Origin of the sequence: Snodgrassella sp. B3088 (assembly GCF_026535815.1) — a bacterium.
GTDB classification, from domain to species: domain Bacteria; phylum Pseudomonadota; class Gammaproteobacteria; order Burkholderiales; family Neisseriaceae; genus Snodgrassella; species Snodgrassella alvi_E.
This window is the reverse complement of sequence record NZ_JAFNPG010000033.1, coordinates 1-26,456: the sequence shown is the minus strand read 5'-3', so window position 1 is coordinate 26,456 and position 26,456 is coordinate 1. Positions and strand designations below refer to the sequence as shown.

General features: G+C 43.1%; 24 protein-coding genes. 12 read left to right on the top strand and 12 right to left on the bottom strand.

Annotated features, from left to right (window positions below; all coding sequences use genetic code 11):
* The first annotated feature begins 373 nt into the window (after positions 1 to 373).
* Complete coding sequence (gene lysS / locus J3U75_RS09545) at positions 374 to 1,897, top strand: lysine--tRNA ligase (protein WP_100156202.1); 1,524 nt, start codon at positions 374 to 376, stop codon at positions 1,895 to 1,897.
* A 60-nt stretch (positions 1,898 to 1,957) separates the two neighbouring features.
* On the opposite strand, the gene J3U75_RS09540 is transcribed toward lysS, so the two are convergent.
* Positions 1,958 to 2,413: an FxsA family protein gene (locus J3U75_RS09540; protein WP_267391906.1), complete on the bottom strand. Its 456-nt coding sequence runs from the start codon at positions 2,411 to 2,413 to the stop codon at positions 1,958 to 1,960.
* Between the two features lie 206 nt (positions 2,414 to 2,619).
* Between J3U75_RS09540 and J3U75_RS09535 the strand changes: the two genes are divergently transcribed.
* The 3 genes from J3U75_RS09535 (at position 2,620) to J3U75_RS09525 (ending at position 5,018) form a co-directional block, all read left to right on the top strand.
* Entirely contained in the window at positions 2,620 to 3,357 is a 738-nt protein-coding gene (locus tag J3U75_RS09535; RefSeq protein ID WP_267391905.1) for a peptidoglycan DD-metalloendopeptidase family protein, read from the top strand.
* 109 nt (positions 3,358 to 3,466) lie between these two features.
* Complete coding sequence (gene rsmA, locus J3U75_RS09530) at positions 3,467 to 4,252, top strand: 16S rRNA (adenine(1518)-N(6)/adenine(1519)-N(6))-dimethyltransferase RsmA (protein ID WP_267391904.1); 786 nt, start codon at positions 3,467 to 3,469, stop codon at positions 4,250 to 4,252.
* Positions 4,253 to 4,289: 37 nt separating this feature from the next.
* Positions 4,290 to 5,018 (top strand): amino acid ABC transporter ATP-binding protein, encoded by a 729-nt coding sequence (locus tag J3U75_RS09525; RefSeq protein WP_267391903.1) that lies wholly within the window; start codon positions 4,290 to 4,292, stop codon positions 5,016 to 5,018.
* Positions 5,019 to 5,204: 186 nt separating this feature from the next.
* Here J3U75_RS09525 and metF read toward each other — a convergent pair whose 3' ends face one another.
* The 7 genes from metF to def all read right to left on the bottom strand — a co-directional run bounded on the left by metF (position 5,205) and on the right by def (position 12,903).
* Positions 5,205 to 6,038, bottom strand: a complete 834-nt coding sequence (metF, locus tag J3U75_RS09520; RefSeq protein ID WP_100141395.1) for a methylenetetrahydrofolate reductase [NAD(P)H] — start codon at positions 6,036 to 6,038, stop codon at positions 5,205 to 5,207.
* A 166-nt stretch (positions 6,039 to 6,204) separates the two neighbouring features.
* A complete protein-coding gene (locus J3U75_RS09515) occupies positions 6,205 to 7,476 on the bottom strand; it encodes a sigma-54-dependent transcriptional regulator (RefSeq protein WP_100141394.1) in 1,272 nt (423 codons plus the stop codon).
* Entirely contained in the window at positions 7,463 to 9,565 is a 2,103-nt protein-coding gene (locus tag J3U75_RS09510; RefSeq protein WP_267391902.1) for a sensor histidine kinase, read from the bottom strand. Before J3U75_RS09510 ends, J3U75_RS09515 begins: the two co-directional genes overlap by 14 nt.
* Positions 9,566 to 9,570: 5 nt before the next feature.
* The gene (locus J3U75_RS09505) at positions 9,571 to 10,167 is read right to left on the bottom strand and encodes a DUF4390 domain-containing protein (protein ID WP_100141460.1); all 597 of its coding nucleotides are present in this window, start codon (positions 10,165 to 10,167) and stop codon (positions 9,571 to 9,573) included.
* Complete coding sequence (gene rsmB / locus J3U75_RS09500; protein ID WP_267391901.1) at positions 10,133 to 11,386, bottom strand: 16S rRNA (cytosine(967)-C(5))-methyltransferase RsmB; 1,254 nt, start codon at positions 11,384 to 11,386, stop codon at positions 10,133 to 10,135. The genes J3U75_RS09505 and rsmB overlap by 35 nt, the downstream gene beginning before the upstream one ends.
* Positions 11,383 to 12,324, bottom strand: coding sequence for a methionyl-tRNA formyltransferase (gene fmt, locus J3U75_RS09495; protein ID WP_267391900.1), 942 nt, complete (start codon positions 12,322 to 12,324; stop codon positions 11,383 to 11,385). The genes rsmB and fmt overlap by 4 nt, the downstream gene beginning before the upstream one ends.
* A 75-nt stretch (positions 12,325 to 12,399) precedes the next feature.
* Positions 12,400 to 12,903 carry a peptide deformylase gene (gene def / locus J3U75_RS09490; RefSeq protein ID WP_100141390.1) on the bottom strand — a complete coding sequence of 168 codons (504 nt, stop codon included), beginning with the start codon at positions 12,901 to 12,903 and terminating at the stop codon, positions 12,400 to 12,402.
* Positions 12,904 to 13,060: 157 nt separating this feature from the next.
* Between def and J3U75_RS09485 the strand changes: the two genes are divergently transcribed.
* The 6 genes from J3U75_RS09485 (at position 13,061) to J3U75_RS09460 (ending at position 18,877) form a co-directional block, all read left to right on the top strand.
* Entirely contained in the window at positions 13,061 to 14,293 is a 1,233-nt protein-coding gene (locus J3U75_RS09485) for a LysM peptidoglycan-binding domain-containing protein (protein WP_100141389.1), read from the top strand.
* 971 nt (positions 14,294 to 15,264) lie between these two features.
* Complete coding sequence (locus tag J3U75_RS09480; protein ID WP_267391899.1) at positions 15,265 to 16,011, top strand: MtnX-like HAD-IB family phosphatase; 747 nt, start codon at positions 15,265 to 15,267, stop codon at positions 16,009 to 16,011.
* 24 nt (positions 16,012 to 16,035) lie between these two features.
* Positions 16,036 to 16,857 (top strand): alpha/beta hydrolase, encoded by an 822-nt coding sequence (locus tag J3U75_RS09475; RefSeq protein ID WP_100141387.1) that lies wholly within the window; start codon positions 16,036 to 16,038, stop codon positions 16,855 to 16,857.
* Between the two features lie 32 nt (positions 16,858 to 16,889).
* Positions 16,890 to 17,246 (top strand): EamA family transporter, encoded by a 357-nt coding sequence (locus J3U75_RS09470; protein ID WP_100141386.1) that lies wholly within the window; start codon positions 16,890 to 16,892, stop codon positions 17,244 to 17,246.
* Entirely contained in the window at positions 17,246 to 17,653 is a 408-nt protein-coding gene (locus J3U75_RS09465) for a DMT family transporter (protein ID WP_267391898.1), read from the top strand. Before J3U75_RS09470 ends, J3U75_RS09465 begins: the two co-directional genes overlap by 1 nt.
* Positions 17,654 to 17,683: 30 nt before the next feature.
* Positions 17,684 to 18,877, top strand: a complete 1,194-nt coding sequence (locus J3U75_RS09460; RefSeq protein ID WP_267391897.1) for a DegT/DnrJ/EryC1/StrS family aminotransferase — start codon at positions 17,684 to 17,686, stop codon at positions 18,875 to 18,877.
* On the opposite strand, the gene J3U75_RS09455 is transcribed toward J3U75_RS09460, so the two are convergent.
* From J3U75_RS09455 to J3U75_RS09445, 3 genes are read right to left on the bottom strand one after another with little or no spacing between them, the layout of a single operon-like run.
* On the bottom strand, positions 18,853 to 19,743 hold the full coding sequence (locus tag J3U75_RS09455; protein ID WP_267391896.1) for an arginase family protein: 891 nt from the start codon (positions 19,741 to 19,743) through the stop codon (positions 18,853 to 18,855). The genes J3U75_RS09460 and J3U75_RS09455 overlap by 25 nt on opposite strands.
* Before the next feature lies 1 nt (position 19,744).
* Positions 19,745 to 20,824 (bottom strand): GNAT family N-acetyltransferase, encoded by a 1,080-nt coding sequence (locus tag J3U75_RS09450; protein ID WP_267391895.1) that lies wholly within the window; start codon positions 20,822 to 20,824, stop codon positions 19,745 to 19,747.
* Between the two features lie 55 nt (positions 20,825 to 20,879).
* Positions 20,880 to 22,295: an aspartate aminotransferase family protein gene (locus J3U75_RS09445; RefSeq protein ID WP_267391894.1), complete on the bottom strand. Its 1,416-nt coding sequence runs from the start codon at positions 22,293 to 22,295 to the stop codon at positions 20,880 to 20,882.
* Positions 22,296 to 22,662: 367 nt separating this feature from the next.
* Between J3U75_RS09445 and J3U75_RS09440 the strand changes: the two genes are divergently transcribed.
* Together J3U75_RS09440 and ppk2 are read left to right on the top strand one after the other, a co-directional pair.
* Positions 22,663 to 23,880: an MFS transporter gene (locus tag J3U75_RS09440; protein WP_267391893.1), complete on the top strand. Its 1,218-nt coding sequence runs from the start codon at positions 22,663 to 22,665 to the stop codon at positions 23,878 to 23,880.
* Between the two features lie 170 nt (positions 23,881 to 24,050).
* Positions 24,051 to 24,923: a polyphosphate kinase 2 gene (gene ppk2, locus J3U75_RS09435; RefSeq protein ID WP_267391892.1), complete on the top strand. Its 873-nt coding sequence runs from the start codon at positions 24,051 to 24,053 to the stop codon at positions 24,921 to 24,923.
* Between the two features lie 66 nt (positions 24,924 to 24,989).
* Here the strand turns inward: ppk2 and J3U75_RS09430 are convergent, their stop codons facing one another.
* Positions 24,990 to 25,715, bottom strand: a complete 726-nt coding sequence (locus tag J3U75_RS09430) for a 16S rRNA (uracil(1498)-N(3))-methyltransferase (RefSeq protein WP_267391891.1) — start codon at positions 25,713 to 25,715, stop codon at positions 24,990 to 24,992.
* Positions 25,716 to 26,456 lie beyond the last annotated feature (741 nt).

Genomic DNA, 26,456 nt, shown 5'->3' with positions numbered 1-26,456 from the left:
AAATAACGGTATGGTCTTTATTAGAATATTTGATTTTGTAGTGAGTTGAGATTGATTACTGCAACTGTCGTTTTTTTTTTTAATAATGTCATCAAAATTTTTTTTACACTAATAATAATTTTTATGTGAATGGGGTTAAGGCTACGGAAAGCTTAGGCTGATGGTGTTAAGTTATCGTTGTAACCGAGAGTTTTGTGTAATTAATTTGTTTGATTGTTAGTTCGGAAGGGGGTTTTACGTGTCAAACTCGCTGTTTTGTCTTAGAATAGGCGGTTAATTTTTATTTGTTATTGCCTGAATTTTATAACTTGTTTGATGTTTCAGGTAGGGCAGTAGTTTATTGAGAATTACTGCGTATGGTATGAGGATGCATATGAGCGAACAGCAGAATGCGCCGGCGGCGGCCGCGCATGAAGAACAACTGGATGAAAACCAGATTATGGCCCATCGCCGTGAAAAGCTGGCGGCAATTCGTGCTGAGGGGATTGCTTTTCCGAATGATTTCAAACGTGATGCTTTTGCTGGTGATTTACACCAGCAATTTGAGCAGTTTGATAAGGATGAGCTGGCGAACAAAGCTATTCCGGTAAAGGTAGCTGGGCGAATTATGCTGAAACGTCATATGGGTAAGGCTAGTTTTGCCACAATTCAGGATATGACTGGGCGTATTCAGCTGTATATTAATAATCAGGGTGTTGGTGAAGAACTGCACGATGCGTTTAAGCACTGGGATTTAGGTGATATTGTCGGTGCTGAAGGTGAGCTGATGAAAACCAATCATGGCGAACTGACTGTTCGAGTTTCTGGCCTACGCTTACTGACTAAATCATTGCGTCCATTGCCTGATAAATTCCATGGACTGGCTGATCAAGAGCAGAAATATCGGCAGCGTTATGTGGATTTGATTACGAATGAACAGACGCGGGATACGTTTGTTAAACGCAGCCGGATTATTCAGGCTGTGCGGAATGTGATGGTTAGCGAGCGTTATTTGGAAGTGGAAACGCCGATGATGCATCCGATTCCGGGTGGAGCAACGGCGAAGCCGTTTGTGACGCACCACAATGCCCTCGATATGGATCTGTTTTTGCGTGTAGCTCCTGAGTTGTATTTGAAACGACTGGTGGTAGGTGGTCTGGAAAGGGTGTTTGAAATCAACCGCAATTTCCGCAATGAAGGTATGAGTACCCGCCATAATCCTGAATTTACCATGATGGAATTCTATGAAGCATATGGTGATTATCAGCGCATGATGGATATGACGGAAAAGGTTATTCGTGCTGCTGCTATTGAGGCTACAGGTAGCGCTGTTGTAAGTTATAACGGAAAAAATGTGGATTTAAGCCAGCCGTTTGCACGGATGACTATTGTTGAAGCAATTAAACATTTCAATCCGCAATATCTAGATGCGCAACTGGCTGATGCTGAATGGCTAAAAACTGAAATCAAAAAGCTGGGTGGAGCCTTACCGGTTTCTCAGGCTGTAGGCAGTTTACAGCTGGCCTTGTTTGAGGAGTGTGCTGAAGCGCAGCTATGGCAGCCGACATTTATTGTAGATTATCCGGTAGAAGTGTCACCACTGGCACGCGCGTCTGATACCAAACCAGGTTTGACCGAACGTTTTGAGCTGTTTGTGGTTGGACGTGAATTGGCAAATGGATATTCAGAATTAAATGACCCAGAAGATCAGGCAGCACGTTTCCGTGAGCAGGTAGCACAGTTGGATGCTGGAGACGATGAGGCCATGCATTTTGATGCAGATTATATTCGTGCGATGGAATATGGTTTACCTCCTACGGGTGGTTGTGGCATTGGCATGGATCGTTTGATTATGCTCTTGACTGATGCACAGACAATACGGGATGTAATTCTGTTTCCGCAAATGCGCTTGGCGTAAATAATCTGGAAGAAAAAAGCCGCCGGCTGAATGCTGTGCGGCTTTTGTTTTTTTTACAGGTTATTCATGGGGCAGTTGCTGATTGTTGTGTGGGTGCTGTACATTGCCTGTTTCAACGGTGAATTCTCCTTCAATAATGTCACCACGCTCTGGTTGAGACTGGCTGGTAAAAGGATTGTTGTTTGTGCTGTTTAATGGCTTACCACTGATGGGCAAGAGTAATAATATAGCAATAATGTCTGATACGAAGCCTGGGCTGATAAGCATGATGGCAGCGAGCACATAACGCAGCGGCCATAGTAACTGGTAAAGTGAAACATTGCTGCCGGTACGGATGGTTGCTATAGCAAGAAATAGTCCAGATACACCGATATTGCGCAGCATAAAAATGCCGCATGCTATCGATAGAATGATAATCAGCAAAGTCCAGCCTGCACCAATCAGATTGCTGACCAGAATAATGGAAATTACTTCCAATGCTGCCAGTATCAGTATAGCCCAGCTCAAATATCGCATGTAAGTTTCCCTTAATTAAGCAATAACAGTTTTTACAGATGGTTGCGGGTTGGAGGAATTCAATATGGACATCTTAAAACTGTCTGTTTATTGTTGGCATGCAGACCGTTGCTGGACGATGTAAGGGCAAAGCTATGTTAATATCAACCTCAAATTAGCTTTAGCCGTTATGCTATACGGATGTATGTTGCGGCTGGGATGGAGTAATGAAGCAGATAGAAATAGGGTCTGTAATGATTAGAAGGGTTGGTTTATATCTGATTTATTGTCTAGCGATAGCGCTGAGTGGTTGCAAAAGTAGTGGTTCGGTAAATGCCCCAGTGATGAGTGCCAGCGCTCAAAATGGTTATTATCGTGTACAGCGTGGCGATACCTTATACAGAATTGGGTTACGCTTTAATCAGAATGTTAATACGCTGGTGCGTTGGAATAATTTGGCAAATGCAAATGCAATTGAGGTAGGGCAGCTGATACGTGTGCGTAAACCGGTAGGGGGTTCGCGTAAGAACTCAGTAAAAAAACAGTCGTCAGGAAATGTGGTGCGTCAGCCAGCACCAGTTGCTGTTAGTAATGCCGCTCCTGATATCAGCCTGCAATGGCCGGTGCGCGGGAGGGTGATTAGTATGTTTAACGGTCAGACGCAAAAGGGGATTGATATTGCTGGTAATCGTGGAACACTGGTTAAGGCTGCGGCTGCAGGTACTGTACAGTATGCTGGTGATGAGCTGCGTGGGTATGGCAGGCTGATACTGATTAAACACAGCAATACTACCATGACGGCTTATGCATATAATGACTCTCTGAATGTCCGTAATGGACAAAGAGTGCAGGCAGGTCAGACCATTGCCACGATGGGGGACAGTGGAACGAGCGGTGTAAAACTGCATTTTGAAATACGGGTAAACAGTCAGGCTGTGAATCCTATGCGATATTTACCGGAATAATTCAACACGGCTAGCTGGTGTGCTTGCCCATAAGTGTTTTTATAGGCCTAAGCACGAAGTTGATCAAATGGATTTTAATCTATAATAGGGCAAAGATTAAGGAAGCATTATGAAAGAACATCGTGCCCGTAAGCGGTTCGGACAGAATTTTCTGCAAGATAAAAGTATTATTCAGGATATTGTGCGTGCAGTACGTCCTCAGCCGGCAGATACAGTAATTGAGATTGGTCCCGGGCTGGCCGCTATTACAGAACCATTGGCTAAAGCGGTGGATAAACTGCATGTAATTGAGATTGACCGAGATATTGTAGCGCGTTTACGTACATTACCTTTTACTTCGAAGCTGGAAATCCATGAGGGTGATGTACTGCAGTTTGATTTTGCGAGTGTGCCTGGGCGAAAAAAAATAGTAGGCAATTTACCTTATAATATTTCAACACCGTTGTTATTTCGCTTTGGTAAGTATGTTGATGAGATTGTAGACATGCATTTTATGCTGCAAAAGGAAGTAGTCGAGCGCATGGTGGCGGAGGCTGGTAGTAATGATTATGGGCGTTTAAGTGTGATGTTGCAGTATTTTTTTGAAATGGAAAATTTACTGGATGTGCCCCCTCAGGCATTTAACCCTGCTCCAAAAGTTGATTCAGCGGTAGTGAGAATGATTCCACAGAGCGGGCGTATCGGAATTGCGCAGGATTTTCAGCATTTTTCGGCTTTGGTTAAACAGGCTTTCCAGCAACGACGTAAGACCATTCATAATAATCTGAAGGAGTGGGTGGATGATGCCAGATTAATAGATGTAGGCATTGATCCAGGTTGGCGACCAGAGCGGATTAAACCCGAGCTTTATGTGGCTTTGAGTAATATTTTGTTGGACAATGGCGCGTGTATTTGAATAACTGATACCGTCTGTTCCATGATGTGGGGAATACATGATTGAATTTAAAAACGTCCATAAGTGGTTTAAGGACTTACATGTTATTAATGGTGTGAATCTTAATGTCAGCCAGGGTGAAGTAGTGGTGGTTTGCGGTCCGTCTGGAAGCGGAAAATCCACCTTGATCCGTACTGTGAATCAGTTAGAAAAAATCCAGCAAGGTGAAATCTGGGTTGATGGAATTAACGTGGCTGACCCTAAGGCTGATTTAAACCGAGTACGTACAGAAGTTGGATTCGTATTCCAGCATTTCAATCTATATCCACATCTGACGGTACTGGAAAATATTATTTTGTCACCGATGAAGGTGAAAAAACAAAGCCGTGCTCAGGCTGAAGCGAAAGCTCAAGAGTTATTGGCTAAGGTGGGTCTGGCACATAAGTGTGATGCTTATCCGCAGCAGTTATCCGGCGGACAGCAGCAGCGCGTAGCGATTGCACGCGGTCTTGCTATGGAACCAAGGGTGATGTTGTTTGATGAACCAACCTCTGCTCTTGATCCAGAAATGATTGGTGAAGTACTTAAAGTAATGAAAGATTTGGCACTTAGTGGTATGACCATGATGGTAGTTACACATGAGATGGGTTTTGCCCGTGAAGTGGCCGACAGAGTGGTATTTATTGATCATGGTGAAATTGTTGAGGAGGCTGCTCCTGAAGAGTTTTTCCTACATCCGCAGCATGAGCGTGCGCAACAATTTTTGAATCAGTTGTTAACGCATTAGCATAATTTATTTTCTGGCTGCTTGTTGATGGTTTTTAGCTGCTAAAAAATTGAGAATACAGAATTATGATGCCCCTTTTCATAAAGATGATAAGGGGCATCATTTTTTGAAACTGTAAATTTGAAATATTAAGAGTTTTTGAAGGGAAAAGTAGTTTATGTTTTTAATTTCTGCTTTGGCTTAGGATTAATATCCTAAACGCTGACAGATTGTTGAGACTAAACCAGCCTGATTTAAAGTATAGAAATGTAAACTAGGTGCACCCTGCTGTAGTAAATGGTCGCACATTTCGGTAACCACATCCAAACCAAGGGCTTTAATTGATGCGGTATCGTCGGCGTAGGATTGCAGTTTTAACCGTAGCCAGCGAGGAATTTCGGCACCACAGGTTTCAGAAAAACGGGCTAGTTTTGAGAAGCTTGCAATCGGCATGATGCCGGGAATAATTGGAATATTGACCCCACGGCTTTGAACTTCATCTACGAACCAAAAATAACTGTCTGCATTAAAGAAATATTGGGTGATGGCCGAATCGGCACCAGCTTGACATTTTTTTACAAAGTGATTGATATCGTCTTCGGCACTGCGCGATTGTGGATGAAATTCTGGATAGGCTGCTATTTCTATGTGAAACCAGTCGCCAAATTCTTGCCGGATAAGTCCTACCAATTCATTTGCATATCGTAGCCCCTGATGTCCAAATCCGACTCCGGATGGAACATCGCCACGCAAAGCCACAATATGGCGGATACCCATATCTTTATAAGTCTGAAGCAGACTGGTCATTTCTTCGCGACTGGCTCCGATACAGGCAAGATGCGGAGCTGCAGCCACGCCATCGTTCATGATATCGGTAATGGTCTGAAGTGTACCGGCACGAGTGGTGCCTCCAGCTCCATAAGTGCATGAAAAATATTCAGGTTGATATTGGCTGAGTTGTTTGCGGGTAATACTCAGTTTCCGCCGCCCCTCTTCGGTACGCGGCGGAAAAAATTCAAAACTCAGCGGTGTGAAACTCATGATTGAACAGCCTCTCCAGTTGTTATAGGTAGATATCTAACCATAACGTTTCAGGCAAGGCCAATCAATGCTTTATGTACATATTTTCTTTGAAAAATTCGATGCTTATTATGAATATGATTCATAATCAATTGGTAATGGTTATATAAGTGGTTGCTCAACCGTTTTATTTTTCTGTTTGGCGCCGTGAAAACTGAATACCGAGCTGTTTCAATTTGCGATACAGGTGCGTACGCTCTAATCCGACTTTCTGAGCAACTTTGCTCATGTTATGTCCTTCCTGAGCAATATGGTATTCGAAGTAACGTCGTTCCAGATCTTCGCGCAATTCACGCAGTGGCATATCGAAATTGAAGCCCGTCATGTTTTCCTGCGGGTGATTATGCTTAAATTGGTTCAGTATGGTACTGATGGCATTTACATCGATTTCATTATTTTCTGCGGTCATCATCAGACTTTTGACGACACTGCGCAGTTGTTCCAAATTGCCCGGCCAGTCGTACTGGCGTAATTCATTCAGAGCTGCTGTGGTGAATTTTACCGGTGGAATTTTCTGACTTTCAGCCAGCTCATTGGTAATTTGTTCTACTAGAAATACCATATCATCCAACTGTTGGCGTAAAGGTGGAATTGGCACTATTAAAGATGAAAGGGTATTGAGCAGTTTGTTGTCCTGTAACGGATCGGTAATCATTTCTTTGATGGGGCGGCTACACACGCATACGATACGGGCATTGTAGCGATCAGCTTTGGTCAGGATAAAGCCGATACTTTGCTGAGTGCTTTTGCCGTACTGGGCAATATCGCCCAGATAAAGAATGCCACCGGTGGCTTTTTGTAATAATTCTATCGGGGCGTCAACAATCTGTTCTACTTTGGATGGTTCTACCCAAGGCGTGGCATTTTTATGAAAAGAGCGGGCAACAAGCTCAAATGGAGAACCCAACTCACCAGTCAGTAACACTGGGGTGCTGAATTTTGCGATGCGTTCCAGTTGCTGGTTTAATTCTTTAATCGCAGGGCTATGTCCAAGCTTGTCCAGAGATAGGTTGGAAGCGGCTTGCATTTGTCCGTATTTTAAAGCGCGGTCTACGGAGCTAAGCAGTTTTTGCAGTGAAATAGGTTTTTCCAGAAAATCAAGTGCACCGATTTTGGTAGCTTCTATGGCAGTATCGATACTGGCATGGCCGCTCATCATTACTACTGGCATGGTAAGCTGTCCCGATTTTGCCCATTCTTTTAGTAAAGTAATTCCATCACAGTCTGGCATCCAGATATCCAGTAACACCATAGCGGGACGGGTTTGCTGGCGTAATTGGCGGGCAGTATCGGCGTTTTCGGCCGTAGTGACGGTATAACCTTCATCTTGCAGGATTTCCGATAGTAAATCGCGGATACCTATTTCATCGTCAACAATTAAAATATCACTGCTTCGCATTTCTATTCACCTGTAATGGTAAGGTTATTTTGACACAAGCCAGTCCATTTTTCTGATTACTGATCTGGATTCGTCCGCCGTGTTCTTCAATGATTTTTTTGACTACTGGCAATCCCAGTCCGGTACCACCGGGTTTGTCCGTTACATATGGATCAAATGCATGTAATAACATCTCCTGACTGAATGTTTTACCATTGTTGCTCACATAGAAAAGGATATGTTCGTTATTTATTTCGGTTGTTACGCTGATATGGGGTAAAGCATCAGCGCTGGCAGCCTCCACGGCGTTTTTGAGCAGGTTGTGAATAACCTGACGTAATGCGCCGCTATCGGCGTTAACATACATTACTATCTTACTCAAATTAACCGTAAATGTACAATTACTACCTTCATAAAGTACCAAAACCTCGCGAATTAGTTCATTTAAATCAAGGTTTGTGAATTTTAATGCCGGGGCATGTGCATAATTGCGGAATGCTTCAACCATGTCTTTCATGGCGGCTACTTGTCTAATAATAGTATTGGTGGCACGGTTGAGAATCTGTGCATCCGATTCATTAAGTTTATCACTGAGTTTCCAAGCCAGCCGCTCGGCTGAGAGCTGAATAGGCGTAAGTGGATTACGGATTTCATGTGCCAGCCGCTGTGCTACTTCACCCCATGCAGCTTCTTTTTGCGCGCTTACCAGTGCAGTAACATCATCAAATACCAAAATAGTGCCGCCACCGCTGTCTTCCGGCAGTGGCGTAGCTTTACCCAGCAGTATCAGGGTTTCATCTTTGTGATTATAAGTGATTTGTACAGGTTTGTTTTGATGTTTTGTGGACAAAATCTGCCGAAATACATCGGCCAGCATGGCTGATTGCGGGTTTAGCTCGGGCAGTTGGTCTATATTTTGCCCTAGAATGGCATCTAGGTTTTGTCCGAGAATATTTTCTGCCATCTGGTTGTAGGTAATCGGATGGTTATCAGCGTCAAGCGTGACTACGCCAGTGGTCAGACTGTTGAGAATATATTCCAAATAGTGGCGTGCAGCTTCTTGCTGTTCACGTGAGTGTCGAAGCTGTACAGTCATGTGATTAAAGAGTCCGGTAAGCTTGCCTAGTTCGTCATTGCGGTAAATCGTTTGCTGTACATTCAGATCACCTTTGGCTACGGCTCTGGCGCCATCTGCAAGAGAAAGAATCGGTGCTACAAACTGACGGGCAAAATACAATGCTACCAGTAAAGCCAAAACGATTGCCAGCAGGGTAGCCATCAGCAGAGTGGCCAGAAAAAAGGTTTGCAAGCTTTTTTTGGTAAAACTCAGTTCTCCGTATTTGGCGTGTGCGGCTTCGATTAAGGTGGCATCCCGCGCCACTTTGGCTGGAATAGGTTGGCGGAAAAACAGGGCCTTATCGTTGTTATGCCCCGGCAAAATCAGCCAGCCCTGTGCATAAAGTATATTGTTGATGCTTTCAATTTCGCGGATTGAACCTGTGCTGTGCAGATGGGACAAAAGATTTGGATTGAGTTCTGGTGCGGGCAGGTGCTTGGGGTTGTATTCGGCAACTAGTTGGCCGTTATGCAGATTGCGAATATTGAGTTGGCTAAACTGTTTATTCTGACCATAAGTTTGTAAAATCGGTAAAACTGGGCTTTGCAATCCATTGGCTGCTATTAATGCAATTTGGATATTGACTGCGCGTCGCACGCTGTTATCTAATTCATAATCCAGAGCCGATTTACTCAAACTAATACTGCGGTTGAGGGCTTCTTCGGTATCGTTACCAAACCATGAATGTATGCTGTGAGAGATGAATTGTGCAGAAACGCCAAACAGAAACAGGCCAGGTAGAACAGCCACCAATGTAAACATTAATGCCAGACGCATAGCAATTTTGGAGCCAAACTCCTGCCGGTGCCGACTTTGTAAAAGTTTCCACCAGTAAGAAGCAGCCATCACGGCCAGTGTCAGTACAAGTAAGGAAGCAAATCCGAATGCGAACCAGAAATACTGTGATAAGAAGCCAGTATTACCGGTGGCGACAGCCAGAACATACAGAGTCACTACACAGAGTACTGCCATGACCAGAAGTAGCCGTCTCATATTAATTAATCCGCGTTGATTACCAGACGATGCCAGCCGGAATCCAGTTGCCAGTTATGAGAAGTTAGAGCATTGATTTGGAAAGGTTTCGGTAATTGGCTGATGCTCAAACTAAGGCGGACATCAGCTCGTACTTCTCCGGCTGATACGCCACTGAGTGTGCCACTACTGAGAACACGCCAGTTTGCTGCTGCACCAATGGCTTTAAGTGCTGTTTCCAAACTATTGTATTCGGTAGAGAACGTTGACCCCATGCTGACTCGATAGCGATTGGTCAGAGGATGATATGCGAGCTTGTACTGAATAAGATTATCACCTGCAATCAGATTGTTAATCCGGTTGCGGTAGGAGGCAAGAGTAGGAGCGGTGAGCTGGTAGTTGAGATCGAAGTTTAAGGGAACGCCTTGCGTCAGTGCCTGTTTGAGCTGATCGGGCAGCTGGGTGTTAAAACGGGTATTGATGGAAAGCTGGCCATTGGGAGTAATATAGGCCTGAGCACGCGTGGTGCTTATGCCTTCTGCCTGTGCCAGAGTGATGCTCAGGCAGAGCAGACAGGCAAAAAATAGACTAAATTTTATCGATAAGCGCGTAAAAAAAGCCATCTTGTCTGCTGTTCGGTAACAATACACGTGACAGACGCTCTCGGGCGTCGGAATGTCGGGTTAAAAAACGGGCCAGTTGCTGCTGATTTTCCTCGACAAAAATCGAACAAGTGGCCAATAGCATGCGTCCGCCAGATTTTAATGTCAGCCACAAATTATCCAGTAAAGCCTGCTGCTGTAAGGCAGTTTTCTGTCCATCTTGTGGCTGACGCAGCCATTTGATATCCGGATGACGTTTTACTACACCGGAAGCGGTACAGGGTACATCGGCCAAAATGGCATCAAAAGTGTTGTTATCATACCATGAGTGCAGCTCTTTTGCGTCGGCACAATGCAGCTGTGCCTGTTGCTGAAGACGTTGCAGATTATCCTTTACTCGCTGCAAACGCTGAGAATCAATATCTAGTGCTGTGACTTCACATTCTGCCCATTCAAGTATATGTCCGGTTTTACCACCCGGCGCGGCACAGGCATCCAAAATACGTTCGCCATTCTGTGGGTTCAGCAATGGAATAGCCTGCTGTGCTCCATAATCCTGTACGGAAACCTGACCATCTGCAAAGCCTGGTAGTTTTTGCACACTTATAGGCTGTTGCAACATGATGCTATGCGTATCTAAAATTTTTGCCGGTATGTCGGCTTTAACCAGTTCGTTCAAATATTGTTCAGCATCGGTAACACGGCGGTTTACGCGCAGGGTCATGGGTGGGTGTTGCTGCATGGCCGTAGCTATATTATGCCAATGTTGAGGATAGTGTTTTTTCAGGTAATTTAACCACCACGCTGGCAGATTGTAGCGTGCTTCTTCCTGCTTGTTGGTGGTGGTTATAAGCGTTTCACGCTCGCGCAGAAAACGCCGGAGTAAGGCATTAACCAGCTTCTGATAGCTACCACCGTAGATTTGACGTGCATTATTCACTGCTTCATTGACCACGGCATGAGTAGCGTTACGGCTGAAATTTAGCTGATACAAGGCAATGATAAGCAGATGATTGATCTCATTAGGCGGAAATGATTTTGTCATTTTTCGTACTAGCTGCTGCAGTAAACCTAAATACCTCAAGCTGCCGTGACTTAAATCTTGCAATGCACCTTTGTCTGCTGGAGACAGTTCACTATGCTGCTGTATAAGCTGAGTCAGTACTTCACTTAAATTACGACCGCTTAATACTTCTCCTAAGGAGTAGGCTGCCAACTGTTGAGCTCGTGCCATGCTCATGCACTGATCTCCGCTGAGTCCAATCTGCTACCCTCTGGTAAGGTATGTCCACTCTGAAATGAAGCTACAGACATGGCTTTACTGCCTGCCTTCTGAATTTCCTGAATGCTGATGGCACCTGTGCCACAGGCAATAATCAGTTCATGTTCGTTGCTATGCAAGACAGTACCTGCCGCACCAGAATGTGCGGTGATGTTTGCCTGCCAGATTTTTAGCGGTTTATCTTGCCAGATAGTCCAAGCTCCGGGTACGGGGTTAAAGGCACGAATTTTGCGGACAATTTCAGTAGCCGGTTGACACCAATCGATTTGTGCCTCTGCTTTGGTTAATTTCTGGGCATAGGTAACACCCGTCTCACTCTGAGGAATAGCTTGTAAACGCTCAATCTGTCGTAAATCAGCAACAATCGCAGTGGCACCTAAATGCATTAAAGCATCGTGTACGTTAGCTGCCGTATCATCAGCACCTATAGTGTAGGTATGGCGGCTGATTATCGCACCGGTATCCAGACCAGCATCCATTTGCATGATACAGACGCCGGTTTCTTTATCGCCAGCTTCGATGGCGCGCTGGATGGGCGCCGCACCGCGCCATCGTGGTAAAAGAGAAGCATGAATATTTAGACAACCGTACTTAGGTATTTCCAATACAGCCTGCGGCAGTATTAATCCGTAAGCTGCTACAACCATCACATCTGCATTCTGTTCCTGTAATATGGTCTGTGCTTCCGCCGTCTTAAGTGTTGCAGGCTGAAGAACGTTAAGTCCATGTGTCAAGGCAGCTTTTTTTACCGCGCTTGGTTGTAGTTTCAATCCGCGGCCACTGGGACGATCTGGCTGGGTTAAAACCAATGGCACTTCAAAACCGGCAGCAACGATGGCATTAAGTGCGGCTGCGGCAAAATCAGGAGTACCAGCAAATATTACAGAAGGCTTCATACAACAAATCCACAATGCATCACCGCAAGTATTTATTACTGGCGATACAGTTAACAGGTCAGACAAAAGGTCAAATTACATTTTTTCGCGGGCGCGTTTTTTCAGTTTGGTTTTTATGCGATTCTGTTTTAATGGCGACAGATATTCGACAAATACTTTACCAGCAAGGTGATCAAGCTCATGCTGGATACAGATGGCCAGCAAGCCGTCTGCTTCCAGAGTAAACTTTTCACCGTGCTCATTATATGCTTCAACCGAGATACGTTCAGAGCGGTGTACCATTTCATAAATGCCGGGTACAGAAAGACAGCCTTCTTCATATTCGGTATCACCCTCACGGGCAGTTATTACCGGATTAATGAAGACTCTGAGTTCATTACGTTCTTCGGAGAGATCCATCACTACTACACGTTCATGAACATTTACCTGAGTGGCAGCCAACCCGATTCCTCTGGCCTGATACATGGTCTCGGCCATATCCTGCACTAGTGTGCGGATTCTGTCATCAAATTGAGTCACAGACTGCGCAACAGTATGTAAACGCTCATCAGGATATTGTAAAATGTTTAATAGAGCCATTATGTGTTTAATTCCTTGTTCAATCTGACCTGTTTACATGATGGCAAAACTGGATTTTTAAAGATTGTTGATATAGATTCAGGTAAACTGGCACTTATATCCATACTATGTCATATAACAACTATTTAAAACAGTAATTTCCCTAAGGATACTTTACATGCATAAACATATTATAACTCTGCTGTGTACACTGAGTATGGCCATATCCGCACCTGTGATGGCAAAACTGAAAATTCGTCCAGATGCACCAGCGCAATATGTAGTCAAAAACGGCGATACACTGTGGAGCATATCCGGTAAGTATCTTTATAGCCCATGGCAGTGGCCCAAGCTCTGGGGCTCCAATCGTAGTCAAATCCATAATCCACAAAGGATTTATCCAGGGCAGGTATTGTCTTTGCGCTATGTAGATGGTCAGCCCCGTCTTGGCTTTGATAACAGTGCAGGAATTCCAACGATTAAGTTGGAGCCGAAAATTCGTAATCTGTCTTCTGGTTATGGAATCAGTACTATAGATGTTGATTTTTTCAGAATGTTTATGCAGCATCCGCAGGTCATTGATAAGGAGGAGACCAGAAATGCGCCACGATTAGCTGCGGGACCGGAAAACAGAATATTGTTTTCTAAAGGGGATAGAGTTTATGCAGATCGCCAACTTGAACCAGGCCGCTATCTAGTTTATCGCATTGAACAGAATGTTACCGACCCAGATACGCATAAATATCTTGGTCAGCTAGTACGCTTTAGCGGTGAAGTTGCTACTTTAGCGGGACAAAACAGTGCCCTGAACGAGCGAAGCCCAGATGAAGCTGCTAACTTACCCAAAGATGAGTATTATACACGTGTGAATCCATTGATTAAATTACCAACACGTACTGCACAGCCAATGGTTGTGACTAATATTGCATCTGAAATCAATAAGGGCGATTATCTGTTAAAAATTACAGATGAGCATGATCCGTTTCAAATGATGCCTCATGCACCTAATACTCAGGTTAAAGGCAAAATTGTGTCTGTAATGGATGGTATACAGGAAGCTGGTCCTTATCAGACAATTACTATTAATTTGGGTAAAAATGACGGTATAGATAAAGGCACTGTATTGAGTTTGTATACTAAAAGTCGTCAGTTTAAAGCAGGATTTTCGACAGATTCAAAATCATCACGCAACGTATTTAAATATTTAAGTATTCCTGCTGAGGAGGTTGGTCTGGCAATGGTTTACCGTGTGAGTGATAATTTATCTTCTGCATTGATTATCAGTGCATCTAATGCAGTTCAAATAGGTGATCTGGTAATGAATCCTGGACATGATATGGATGATGTCCGTCCTGAGTCAGCACATGTATTCGGTTTGCAAAATGCTGAACCTAAAATGACTGACGATTAAAGACCTATATGATGCAGATTCTTCAGAAAATTGCATATAATCAAATATGATTATAAAAAAAGTGCGGAATAGCTATTTCGCACTTTTTCTGCTTTTTGCGGATTAGATGAATAAATATGTAAATCAGATAGATAGATTTTTCGGGCTGAGAAATCATTCTCATACTTTGAAATAGAAATTTATCAGTTATTTGCCAATTTGTCTTTGTCAATCAAACCGTTCAAATCTTTTTTTCACATTTTAAAAATTTTTCTGTTTGAATTATTTCGTGAAACAAGCCAATTACCAAGAAATCCATTTATTTTTCTAAATTCTCTTTGACCTTTAAAACTAATCCAATTCCTTATATGTGAAATGATATTGCAAATCGCTTCAATAAAATGATTTTATGCTGACCAATGCATTAATAGCCTATTTTGTAAAAATAATATAATTTAATCAATTATTTGTTCTTTGATATTGCAAAAATAACAATTGATATTATTTCGAGTCACAATTTTCAATGATAATTTTATAGATACATTAATTACGTAGGTTTGATTTCTGGATGAAATGTTTTAGAATACCCAGTTTATTTGCCAAATATTTCTCAAATATTTCAGTAATCTGAATAGAAGTGTGTCTGATAAGTGCGGGAATTGAGCTGAATGTATAGTGGATAAATACAATCTACTGTCAGAGTTATAGCATATTTCTGCAATTATTTCTGTGGGCAATGGAATGTTGCTGTGAAGCTTTATTTGAAATAAATATTAAGTAAATCAGTCGATTTTGATTTTAGTTGCCTTAATCTCAGGTTGGTAAATCAGGATTGTTGCTGCTTGCATAAATAGTAGCAGCGTGACTATGTTAAACCGGACGTGCTGGTTATGCTTTTTGCACGATTGTATTTAATCAATTTAAATAACCCACCCTTTTATCCCTTTTACAATACTAGCCTGTTTTCGTTTGTAATTTATACACGGAATGATATGAGTTGTTTTACACCCATTGTTGAAAATAAGACTGGTCTGAAATCTTTATTTCAGGCAACTGATTTGTATCAGTATGCTGTATTGTGTGATTTTGACGGTACCATCAGTGAGAAAGATGTTACTGATACATTGCTTGAACATTTTGGTAACGATACATGTATCCAATTGGAGAAGCAATGGCAGGAAGGCATGATTGGTTCGCGAGAATGCATGCGTCAGCAGATTGCTAATATGGACGCCAGTCTGCCCGAGCTGGACAATGTACTCACAACAATCCGCATTGATCCGGCTTTCAGCAAGTTTATTCATTTAGCTCGTAACATGCATTTGAATGTGCATATCGTCAGTGATGGGTTGGATTATGCTATTCGGTCAATTCTGAATCGCTATGGCTATGATTTTCTTCCTGTTTATGCCAACCGATTATTGCATAATCAACAGCGGGGTTGGCAGCTGGAATTTCCTTATGCTAATGAGCACTGCCTCAAAGCCTGTGGAAATTGCAAATGTCAACATCGTCAGAAATTGTTTGGTTTTCAGAAAGTTTTTTATGTCGGCGATGGTACTTCGGATTTTTGTGTGGCCGATAAAGTCGATCTGGTTTTTGCCAAGGATAAACTGATTGATTTCTGTCAGCAGCGGGGTATCCAGTACTATCCGATTCAGGATTTTGGTGATGTTGCAGCTATTCTGCCTAATTTGATTGAAGAACCGGTAGAAAATTATTGCCTGTCTCCAGCCTAAAGTATCATCCGCCGATTTGTTATTATGATTCAAGATTCCTCCTATTTTTTACCCGGTAATCACAATGGTGTGCTACTCATCCATGGTTTGACCGGCACGCCGAATGAAATGCGTATTCTGGCTAAAGGATTGCATCAGGCCGGCTTTACTGTCTATGCTATGCAGCTAGCGGGACATTGTGGTGATGAAGCTGATTTATGTCAGACTAGCTGGCGTGACTGGTATGCTAGTGTGCAGGAAGCCGCTCAGTTTTTACGGGAGCGTGTTGATAACCTGTTTGTTGCGGGATTATCCATGGGTGCATTGCTGGCTTTGAAGCTGGCCGCTGATCAGCCCGAGCTAGTAAAAGGAGTTGGCGTCTATGGAGTGACGTTCAGCTATGATGGCTGGTCTATTCCGTTATGGGCAAAACAGCTTTTTGTTCTGCTGCCTGTTTTAAAAAAACTGCATTTATTCCAAAAAACTTCATTTATCGAAAAGCCACCGTACGGTCTGAAGGATGAACGTATCCGTGCCACGGTCGCTGCTAGTATGTTCAGTGGTGACAGTGCTAGTGCCGGTTTAGCAGGTAATCCGTTTCCTGCTCTGGCAGAAATGCAAGCGTTGGCCAAACTGATGCGTCAGCAGCTTTCACAGGTAAAAGCACCCTGTTTGATTATGCATTCAGGTCATGATGATATTGCCAATATCAACACCAATGCGCGACTAGTGGAAAAACACGTAAGTGGTCCTACGCGATTTGTAGTGCTTGATGACAGCTATCATCTAATTACTATAGACAGGCAGCGGCGGGAAGTAATTAATCAATCAGTAGCTTTCTTTGAAAATATTGCTCAATCAGCTTAAAAAGTTTTTCCTGTTGCAGAAAGAATGATTGTATGTCCCTGATTGTTTTTGTGCTGTGGTTTGCCAATATCTGTTTTGATACCCTTGGCCAAACAGCATTTAAATATGCAGCCATCGCACCTAATAACCGCGATGGTTGGTATTACTGGATTGATTTGTTTTGTAATTATTGGCTGTGGATTGGTATTGGTTCCTATGTAGCCGAATTTTTATTATGGCTGGCGTTTTTAAGTCAGGTACCATTATCACAGGGTATATTGCTTGGCTCAATTAATATTATTGTGCTGATGCTGGTAGGACGTCTTCTGTTTCAGGAAAAGCTCACCCGCTTCCGGCTTCTTGGCATGTTCTGTATCACCATTGGTGTAGTGCTGGTAGGAGCTTCATAATGCGTAAATTTTATTTAATCGGCTTTGTACTTTTATTATTATTTGACACTCTGGGACAGAGCAGTTTTAAACTCACAGCTATTCATGCACAGCCACTTGAAGCCAATCTGGGTTGGATTTCAAGGGTCTTTACCCAGCCATGGGTTTATATTGCTGTTGCTGGCTATATTGGTGCTTTTTTTACTTGGATGGCCTTACTGAAAAAGGCGCCGGTCGGCCCAGCTTTTGCCGCTTCGCATCTGGAAGTAGTAACAGTCATGCTGGTTTCAGCTTTTCTATTTCATGAACATATTACGGCCATACGCATTATTGGTGCAGTATTTATTGTGGGTGGTATCATCTTTCTGGCGTTGGCAGAAAAAGAAATTGTCCAGAATGAAAACTGTCACGATGATAAAACTTGTTGACTACTTCAGGTCTAAATTTTAGTGCCGTTTATGTTTAACTATTATGAAAATCCGCCTACAGCCGGCTTACCGCTGCAATGGCGGGACTGGCTGCCGGTAAAATCATCGTTGGCAGACAAATTAAGCGCACGCTTTAACTTGCCACCATTACAACTAACCTGTTCGGGTACGGCAGCGCTGGTGATAGCGTTAACTACGCTAGCGCATCAACAGCCTGAGCGTAAAACCGTAATCGTACCTGCCTATACTTGTCCATTGGTAGCATTAGCTATCCATCATTGTGGTTTGCAAATACAGCTTTGCGATTTAAAACCCAACAGTATTGATTTGGAGACCGCGCACTTAACTAATTTATTGAATGAAAAAGTGCTGGCGGTCATTCCAACTCATCTGGGCGGGCGGGTCTCTGATGTTGCTGGTGTTAAAAAGTTAGCCCAATTTCAACAGATAACGGTAATCGAAGATGCTGCGCAAGCTCTGGGCGCAGAAGTCGGTCAATACGGTGATGTGGTTCTATTCAGTTTGGCTGCCGGTAAAGGTTTGACCATGTATGAGGGTGGATTACTTACCGCTCCCGAAACTCAATTGCGCAAGAGCTTACAAAAAACTGCCAATAAACTATTACCACAACGTTTTAAATGGGAATTCCTGCGTACACTACAACTATTCGGATATACTGCTTTATATCATCCCGCCGGTCTGCATTTTGTCTATGGCCGCGGCCGGCGCAAAGCTTTGCGTCAGCAGCAATGGATTGCAGCAGTAGGCGATGATTTTGATTTCGACATTCCTATGCATCGGGTAAGCCATATACGGCAACATGTTGCCACCAATGCCTTCCAGAGGTTACCGGCATTTTTGCAAACATTACACCTACAAGCGCAACAGCGGATTCAGCAGTTGCAGAAAATCAGCGCTATACAAGTTATTGTTGATCAGTATGGTCAGGGAGTGTGGCCATTTTTAATGGTGTTATTGCCGACTAATCAACAGCGTGATGCTATTTTAAAAGAGTTATGGACTAGCCCCTTGGGCGTAACCCGCTTATTCATCCATACACTGGCGCAGTACGATTACCTAAAGCCGATTGTACCAAAGGAATCCACACCCAATGCTGAAGATTTTGCGGCTCGTATGTTAACCATTACCAATAGCCCTTGGCTGACAGATGCGCAATTTGAGCAAATTTGTGCAGTTATTCAGCGTGTGGTTTGCGGGTGCTGAACTAAGGCTGAGAGTAACTGCTGATTGACAGCATGGTGCTGTTGCTGCCATGCAGATAGCGTGGCTTCCGGAATTGGTTCCTGTTTGTCCATAGCACTGAGCATACGTTTAAGCCAGCTTGTATATTCCCATTGTGAAACTTCGCCAGTAATATCACTACCAATAATGCGTTGATTTAGCGAATTTATTACGGACAATAAATGATTAAGCTGCATACGTCCCTGATCCCAGTTAGTCTGCACCACATCCTTAGCTAGCACATCCTTATCAATCGAAACATATACAGGTCTGGTATTTCGTTGCTGTGCTTGAATAAAAGCACTAACCAGCTCTTCCGGGGATGCAAAACTACGAAAAGCATGGCTCAAACCGATTTTTTTGGCCCAGCCAATTTTTACATCCATATTCCAGTAGGTAAGTTTGCCCTGAAATAATGGAGCTAGCCGGTTTTCCCAGCTATGAGCAAAGCCAATATCTTTGGAAGTAATACCTAGCACATGCACATGGCTGACAAAAGGCAATTGCGCCACATAGCTCACCCAGGAACCACAATGAATCCCGAACAGATAGCGCATGTTGTCTGGATGGTTATCAAAAATAACCACTTCTATCGGTTTTGTAGCAGTAAAATATTGTTGTAAACGTTTTATAAGCAACAGCGAAACATGATGATAATCACCGCTGCCCATCAAAACTGTGCCATAGTGTTCCGGTAACTTTTGCTCGAGTTCTTGCTTCAGCTGGCTGAAGCGAGCGTGCGAACATCCAAAACGAATAGCCTCCTGCCATTGCCCTAGCTCAATTCTGACAGCATCGGGTATAGTGCCAGTACTGTTGTCAAAATCCAGAATAACCGTTTTATTCATACTATCTGCCGTCCTGATTATCCTGCTTATGCGCTTCCTGCCAGTTTTTATCTTGTTCAAAACGACTACTGAGTTTACTAAGCAAAGCACGCAAAACTGGGTTGCGGACATACACCATGTGTTTGGTAAAAGTAAACTGAGCGCCTAAAGAAGCCTTAACCTGCGGATCTGTCCAGCCGGCTATATAAAACTTCAAACCTTGCTCTCTCGCATACTCCAGATTGTAAAACCAGCTTAGATAATACAGATTCAGTTCGCGTGCCAACGGATAAGCAAAACCAATATATTTATCCACCAGCATATTATTGAGCACAAAGCAAATATTGTAGCCGACCATTTGCTGCTGATAATGATAAGTGAAAATTCTGGCCTGATTATTACCGTCCTGAAGCAACCTACGGAAAAAATCCCGCGTTAGCAAATCAAAATGTACATCACTTTGATTGTAAACATTTAAATACAGCTGATAATACTGCTCTAAAACTACTTCATCTTGAAAGCAAACATCTCCACTATGCAAGCAGCTTATTTCAACTAGGGTTTGAGTTTTCAGCTTACGGCGAAAATTTTTACGTCGTTGATAGGATAAGCGCCCTAGATATTCATTAATATCCTGAAAATCAATCGGCACCCAAGCTAGCGCCTGACCTTCCACTTCAATCAAACCTTGTTGCTTCAAAGTCAGAATCAGCTCGTTTGCATACTCATTTGCTTCTTTATTTAATAATGGTGATTGTTGAGGAATATCTTTCACAATCAGCAGCGGATATTTTTTGCCATAACTTTGTAATATTTCTTTTGCCAGTTGCTGAGCCGGTTGTTGTGGTGAAAACAGAGCATACTCAGATACTGTTGTTCCGATAAAACAGGTAAGAGGGTGTAGAAAACGCTGCCACCAATCAAAAAAAGGCCAATGCCGTATCTTCTGTTGAAAATCGGTATCAGCAGTCGTGAGCAAATCAAAGCGTGTCGCAAAAGCAGGCACGCCGTTTGATAGTTGCCACGCGCTGAAATTGAGGGGTGGGCAGGCCAGAAATGTTTCCACCAGCTCGTCCGGTTCCAGTTGACTTAGATATTTCATATAATCTCAAAGGGCAGCCAGCTAAAACGATTGCTGAGCTGCCGTATACCGTAGCTTAAGCGTTCAGCTCTTTTTTAGCTCGCGTAATCAATTGATCCAGCAACTCAATGCCCTGATCGATTTCCGCCCTAGTAATATGTAATGACGGTGCAAAAGTAATTACATTCTTATAATAACCACCAATGTCTAGTACCAGACCCATTTTCTGACCGTGCCAGTCCAGATCACCAGACATACCGATGTCGACCATCTTATCTACCAAAGCCTTATTCGGAGTGAAACCATCTTCAGTACAGATTTCTGCCCGTAGAGCCAAACCCAGACCATCTACTTCACCGATTTCTTTATGGCGTTGTTCCAGCGTTTTCAGGCCTTCAAGGAAGTAAGCTCCACTTTCCATCACCATTTTTTCATAATCAACTTCCGCCATCATCTTGAATACCTCAAGGCCAACAGCCGTACCCAAAGGATTAGAGGCAAAAGTTGAATGTGTAGAACCAGCCGGAAATACTTGCGGATTAATCAATTCTTCCCGCGCCCACAAACCACCCAGCGGATTCATACCATTTGTGAGTGCCTTAGCAAATACCAGCATATCAGGCTTAACATCAAAGTGTTCGATTGACCACAACTTACCAGTACGGTAAAAGCCCATCTGGATTTCATCCACCACCAGCAAAATTCCATATTGGTCCAAAACTTTTTTCAGACCTTTAAAATAATTACGTGGTGGCACAATATAACCGCCCGTACCTTGCAGCGGTTCCACATAAAAGGCTGCATATTCAGCTTGGCCTGCTTTCGGATCCCATACACCATGGTATTCCGTTTCAAACAAGCGAGCAAAATCAGCCACTAGATGTTCACCATATTCCTCAGCCGTCATTCCTTTAGGACGGCGAAACGGATAGGGAAACGGAATAAACATCGCACGATCACCAAAGTGTCCGTAGCGACGGCGATAACGGAAGCTGGAGGTAATCGAAGAAGCGCCCAGCGTACGGCCGTGATAGCCACCTTCAAACGCAAACATCAGCGAACGGCCCTCACAAGCATTACGAATGATTTTCAGTGAATCTTCAATACACTGAGAACCACCAACGTTAAAATGTACCCGTCCATCATGGCCAAACTTGCGTTTCATATCCTGAGCAATGGTTTTAGCCAGCTCAATCTTGGTAGGATGCAGATACTGACTTGCACACTGCGGCAAACTGTCAACCTGTTGTTTCAGTACATTATTCAATCGCTCATTGGCATAACCGAAATTGCAGGCCGAATACCACATCTGTAAATCCAAATACGGCTTACCATCCTTATCGTACATATAGCTGCCTTCACAGCCATCAAAAATTTTCGGTGGATTAACATAATGAACCGTATCACCGAAAGAGCAATACTTAGCCTCATCAGCCAGCAACTGCGCATCATCCAGACGATTTTCAAGGGTTTGAGCACTGGGCTTACTCATCATTCATTCCAATCAAATAAAATTAAACAGTATATAAAAAGTACACGATTAAACTTATTATATCCTGCTATAGCAACGTAACTGTAAGAAACAATGACCTTCTAACCCTAAAAAAACAATAACAATCGCAAATTAAATTATCTTTGCATTAAAATAAATATGTCCAACACCACAAAACAGCGTACAAAATGGTTGCAACAGCATAAAAATTACTCAAAAAACTTCATCGCATTTTCTGCCTCATAACCATTACACCAACCCATTCAAAAAATGCCAAGAAATTTCAGAAAAAATCCGTATTTTTACTTATGATTCTCAATCAGTTAGACTAAAACAAATCAACTATACAACAAATTCAGCAGCATCAATGCTGAACTACATACCTATGAATACAGAACTCAACCGCATTCTACATCCCCGCTGGCTCCTGTTTGCCCTTGCCGTTGGCGGCTTTGCCATTGGTACCACTGAATTTGCTACCATGAGCGTATTACCTTACATTGCCAGCGGACTGAACATCAGCGAACCCACAGCCGGTCACCTAATCAGTATCTATGCACTTGGTGTCGTTGTAGGCGCACCCGTAATAGCCATATTTGGCGCTCGGTTTAGCAGGCGAAGCCTACTACTGGTGCTCATGGCTTTTTTCTCTCTGGCTCATCTGGGTACCATGCTTGCTCCTGATTACAAAAGCATGATGCTGTTTCGCTTTTTAAGTGGCTTGCCGCATGGCGCCTACTTTGGCGTAGGTGCGTTGGTTGCCGCAGCCATGGTACAGCCGGATAAGCGTACACAAGCAGTCGGATTAATGATGATTGGCTTAACCATAGCCACTACTGTTGGCGTACCCTTAAGCAGCTGGCTGGCACAGGCCTTAGGTTGGCGTGTCGTTTTTTTAATTGTAGCTATACTGGCAGCCATCACCGTTATCCTTGTAGCCGTTTTTCTACCACCTCACTGTATGCAAGGTGGAGACAGCAGTGCGGTGCGCGAACTAGGTGCACTGACTAACCGGCAGATATGGCTGACTCTTGCCATAGGCGCCATAGGATTTGGCGGCATGTTCGGCATCTACGCCTATATGGCCTCAACTCTCGAAAACATCACAGGCATGTCACCCCGAAACGTACCATTAGTTATGTGTCTCTACGGCGTAGGCATGACCATTGGCAATATCATCGTACCGCGGCTAGTAGGCCGCCACGTCATGACTGGCCTTGCATGGTTACTCGTTTGGTCTGCAGCCATGTTAGCCTTGTATCCTTTTGCCGTGCATTATCCCTACTGGGTATGTATACAGGTTATCCTGATAGGTATGAGTGGTGCCGTTGGTACCTTGCTGCAAATCCGCCTTATGGATGTAGCCAAAGATGCCCAAACATTGGCCGCAGCATTAAATCACAGCGCCTTTAACGCTGCCAATGCACTAGGCCCTTATCTTGGAGGACTGACCATAGCTGCTGGCTGGGGTTGGACCAGCACAGCATGGGTTGGCGTCACGCTGGCGATCATTGGTTTGATTGTGTGGTGGATTACCGTACGAGATGAACAGCGCATAACGATTAAAAATGATAATGGCAACTGATTAAGTAGATCCTAATAAAGCTTGATACGAAGAATAAGCAGATATAAACAAACGTATTAAGATGTTAATGTAAAAATGCGTAACTAAAGTTGCAAACAATTGTTAATATTAATATTCTGTGTATAACAGTTAAATTTATTTAATCATTAACAAACATCAAAGGGGTAATCATGATAGACAAACAACAACCACTAACTGATGCACCCAATATAAATCAGCCTCAGCCTCAACCTCAAAATGACAACCCAATTGACAAAAAGCACAAACAAAAAAAACTTACCAAAAAGAAATACTACAAAGAACTGGAAAAATTACAGGGAGAGATGGTTGCCCTACAAGAATGGGTAAAAGAATCCGGCCAAAAAGTATGCATCATTTTTGAAGGTCGTGATGGAGCAGGTAAAGGAGGTGCCATCAAAGCACTTACCGAAAGAGTCAGCCCGCGCATATTTCAGGTAGTAGCTCTTCCTGCGCCCAGTGAGCGCCAGAAAAGCCAGATGTACATGCAGCGCTATATTCCACATTTACCCGCTGCCGGAGAAGTCGTTATTTTCGACCGAAGCTGGTACAACCGTGCCGGTGTAGAGCGCGTAATGGGATTCTGCACCGAACAGGAAAGTAAAGAGTTTCTAGAAATCATTCCGTTTATGGAAAAAGCCATCATCAATTCCGGCATCATCCTGCTCAAATATTGGCTTGAAGTAAACATGAAAGAACAAGAAAAACGCATGCTTGGTCGCATAAACGATCCGCGTAAAATCTGGAAATTGTCACCCATGGACATCAAATCCTACAGCCGCTGGTACGATTATTCCCGAGCACGCGACGAAATGATCATGACCACTGATACCTCATGGGCCCCGTGGTATATCGTAGACTCCAACGACAAAAAAAAGGCTCGGCTCAACATCATTGAACACGTCCTTAGCGAAATTCCGTATAAAAAAACACCGCGCAAAAAAGTCGAATTACCTAAACGACAGGATAAAGGCGATTACCAAGAACCCAACTATCCTTATCGTTACATACCTGAAAAATACTAAATATAATATCAGCCAGTTGCTAAAACAGACTGGCTGAATTTTTCATGTTCACAAAGCTAATTCCCTTTACCCACGGAAATCCCCCCATAATGCCTGCATAGCAGCCAGTGCCGCCAGAGAAGCCGTTTCCGTACGTAATACTCGCGGTCCTAAGCTGAATGCCGAAAACCCATACCGAGTCGCTTGTTCTTCCTCAGATGTGCTCAACCCACCTTCAGGACCAATTAACAACGTCACCGCATGGGCCTGAGAAAATTCATTCAAAGCCAGCGGCCTACGCAAACTCATTAGCAGCTTCAAATCAGCATCAGCCACATCTTGCAATGCACTGGCTAAATCCATAATAGGCCTAATTTCCGGCACAACAGTTCGCCCGCATTGCTCACATGCTGCAATGGCAATATCCTGCCAACGTTCCCGCTTTTTCGTTGCCCGTTCACCACCTAAGCGCTGACTGCTTCGTTCAGACAATACCGGCTGAATCACAGACACCCCAAGTTCTACGCTTTTCTGAATCGTCATATCCATCCGCTCACTGCTTGACACTGATTGCAGCAATGTGGTTGTCAAAGTAGACTCAACCTTAACGGTTTTACAGTCATGAATCATTACATCCACATTTTTCTTGCCCATAGACATAATCTCAGCCTCATATACCAGACCTTGACCATTAAACAACTCAATCAGCTCTCCCGGCTGACAGCGTAAAACTTGTACATGGCGAGCAGTCGCATCAGGTAAAGAAAAAGCATTTACTTCACACAATTCTGCAGGAACATAAAAACGAGGCATAATCGTAAAATCACTATAAATAAAGAATAGCGCCAGCTACAATAACAAATTATAAGCTTAAATCATAAGCACAAATATCGACCAGCACACAATAACAAGAATCAAACACAATAATAAGAACTCATCAGAGCTAAATAGCAAGATATTAAAAAATAAATTACAACAAATAAAAATAATTAATCTATGACTCATGAATAGCACATTCAGGGTACTTTGCTTGAAAAATAACAAAAACATCAAACAACAAAATAAACTATACCTTTCAAACATGCATATCTCGCACTATTGGATCTATTTACACTTTTTCCTTAAACTTAAAAGCATTAAATCTGAATCATAAAATAAGTGGTAATAAAGGAAACATCATCAATAAATTAAAATAATAAAAAAGAAAGAGCCCCCCAATAATTACCTAACTCAGCAAGTGCAACAAAAGCAGTAAAGCCTTCTTATCGTCAAAAGAGTTACTTAAAATTGCAAAAAATTTGACCCATTTACTGAACCAATTGCAGCACAGATTTGGATAAAGTTAAAGAAAGCTTATATGGGTAACACAGACGATATCTCAGTTAAATAACAAAATTAATGCAGTAAAAAGTCATCAAAAGGGTGAAATAGAGACGAAGAACTAAATTAGGATCAAACCAAGGGTGATGGCGAAAAAATAAATCTTATTAGAACAGTGGTTTGGTGTATTGGATAAAAATAAGCGGAGGAAGTAGTTGACAGGGTGGATGTAGG

What these genes read in the sequence shown, in the direction of transcription:
- rsmA (WP_267391904.1), top strand. Translation starts at nt 3,467, where the DNA reads ATGAAAGAACATCGTGCCCGTAAGCGGTTCGGACAGAATTTTCTGCAA.
- J3U75_RS09505 (WP_100141460.1), bottom strand. Translation starts at nt 10,167, where the DNA reads ATGGCTTTTTTTACGCGCTTATCGATAAAATTTAGTCTATTTTTTGCC.
- J3U75_RS09445 (WP_267391894.1), bottom strand. Translation starts at nt 22,295, where the DNA reads ATGAGTAAGCCCAGTGCTCAAACCCTTGAAAATCGTCTGGATGATGCG.
- J3U75_RS09540 (WP_267391906.1), bottom strand. Translation starts at nt 2,413, where the DNA reads ATGCGATATTTGAGCTGGGCTATACTGATACTGGCAGCATTGGAAGTA.
- fmt (WP_267391900.1), bottom strand. Translation starts at nt 12,324, where the DNA reads ATGAAGCCTTCTGTAATATTTGCTGGTACTCCTGATTTTGCCGCAGCC.
- J3U75_RS09430 (WP_267391891.1), bottom strand. Translation starts at nt 25,715, where the DNA reads ATGCCTCGTTTTTATGTTCCTGCAGAATTGTGTGAAGTAAATGCTTTT.
- J3U75_RS09525 (WP_267391903.1), top strand. Translation starts at nt 4,290, where the DNA reads ATGATTGAATTTAAAAACGTCCATAAGTGGTTTAAGGACTTACATGTT.
- J3U75_RS09460 (WP_267391897.1), top strand. Translation starts at nt 17,684, where the DNA reads ATGTTTAACTATTATGAAAATCCGCCTACAGCCGGCTTACCGCTGCAA.
- J3U75_RS09440 (WP_267391893.1), top strand. Translation starts at nt 22,663, where the DNA reads ATGCTGAACTACATACCTATGAATACAGAACTCAACCGCATTCTACAT.
- lysS (WP_100156202.1), top strand. Translation starts at nt 374, where the DNA reads ATGAGCGAACAGCAGAATGCGCCGGCGGCGGCCGCGCATGAAGAACAA.
- J3U75_RS09455 (WP_267391896.1), bottom strand. Translation starts at nt 19,743, where the DNA reads ATGAATAAAACGGTTATTCTGGATTTTGACAACAGTACTGGCACTATA.
- J3U75_RS09515 (WP_100141394.1), bottom strand. Translation starts at nt 7,476, where the DNA reads ATGCGAAGCAGTGATATTTTAATTGTTGACGATGAAATAGGTATCCGC.
- J3U75_RS09465 (WP_267391898.1), top strand. Translation starts at nt 17,246, where the DNA reads ATGCGTAAATTTTATTTAATCGGCTTTGTACTTTTATTATTATTTGAC.
- J3U75_RS09480 (WP_267391899.1), top strand. Translation starts at nt 15,265, where the DNA reads ATGAGTTGTTTTACACCCATTGTTGAAAATAAGACTGGTCTGAAATCT.
- J3U75_RS09510 (WP_267391902.1), bottom strand. Translation starts at nt 9,565, where the DNA reads ATGAGACGGCTACTTCTGGTCATGGCAGTACTCTGTGTAGTGACTCTG.
- J3U75_RS09535 (WP_267391905.1), top strand. Translation starts at nt 2,620, where the DNA reads ATGAAGCAGATAGAAATAGGGTCTGTAATGATTAGAAGGGTTGGTTTA.
- metF (WP_100141395.1), bottom strand. Translation starts at nt 6,038, where the DNA reads ATGAGTTTCACACCGCTGAGTTTTGAATTTTTTCCGCCGCGTACCGAA.
- def (WP_100141390.1), bottom strand. Translation starts at nt 12,903, where the DNA reads ATGGCTCTATTAAACATTTTACAATATCCTGATGAGCGTTTACATACT.
- ppk2 (WP_267391892.1), top strand. Translation starts at nt 24,051, where the DNA reads ATGATAGACAAACAACAACCACTAACTGATGCACCCAATATAAATCAG.
- J3U75_RS09450 (WP_267391895.1), bottom strand. Translation starts at nt 20,824, where the DNA reads ATGAAATATCTAAGTCAACTGGAACCGGACGAGCTGGTGGAAACATTT.
- rsmB (WP_267391901.1), bottom strand. Translation starts at nt 11,386, where the DNA reads ATGAGCATGGCACGAGCTCAACAGTTGGCAGCCTACTCCTTAGGAGAA.
- J3U75_RS09475 (WP_100141387.1), top strand. Translation starts at nt 16,036, where the DNA reads ATGATTCAAGATTCCTCCTATTTTTTACCCGGTAATCACAATGGTGTG.
- J3U75_RS09470 (WP_100141386.1), top strand. Translation starts at nt 16,890, where the DNA reads ATGTCCCTGATTGTTTTTGTGCTGTGGTTTGCCAATATCTGTTTTGAT.
- J3U75_RS09485 (WP_100141389.1), top strand. Translation starts at nt 13,061, where the DNA reads ATGCATAAACATATTATAACTCTGCTGTGTACACTGAGTATGGCCATA.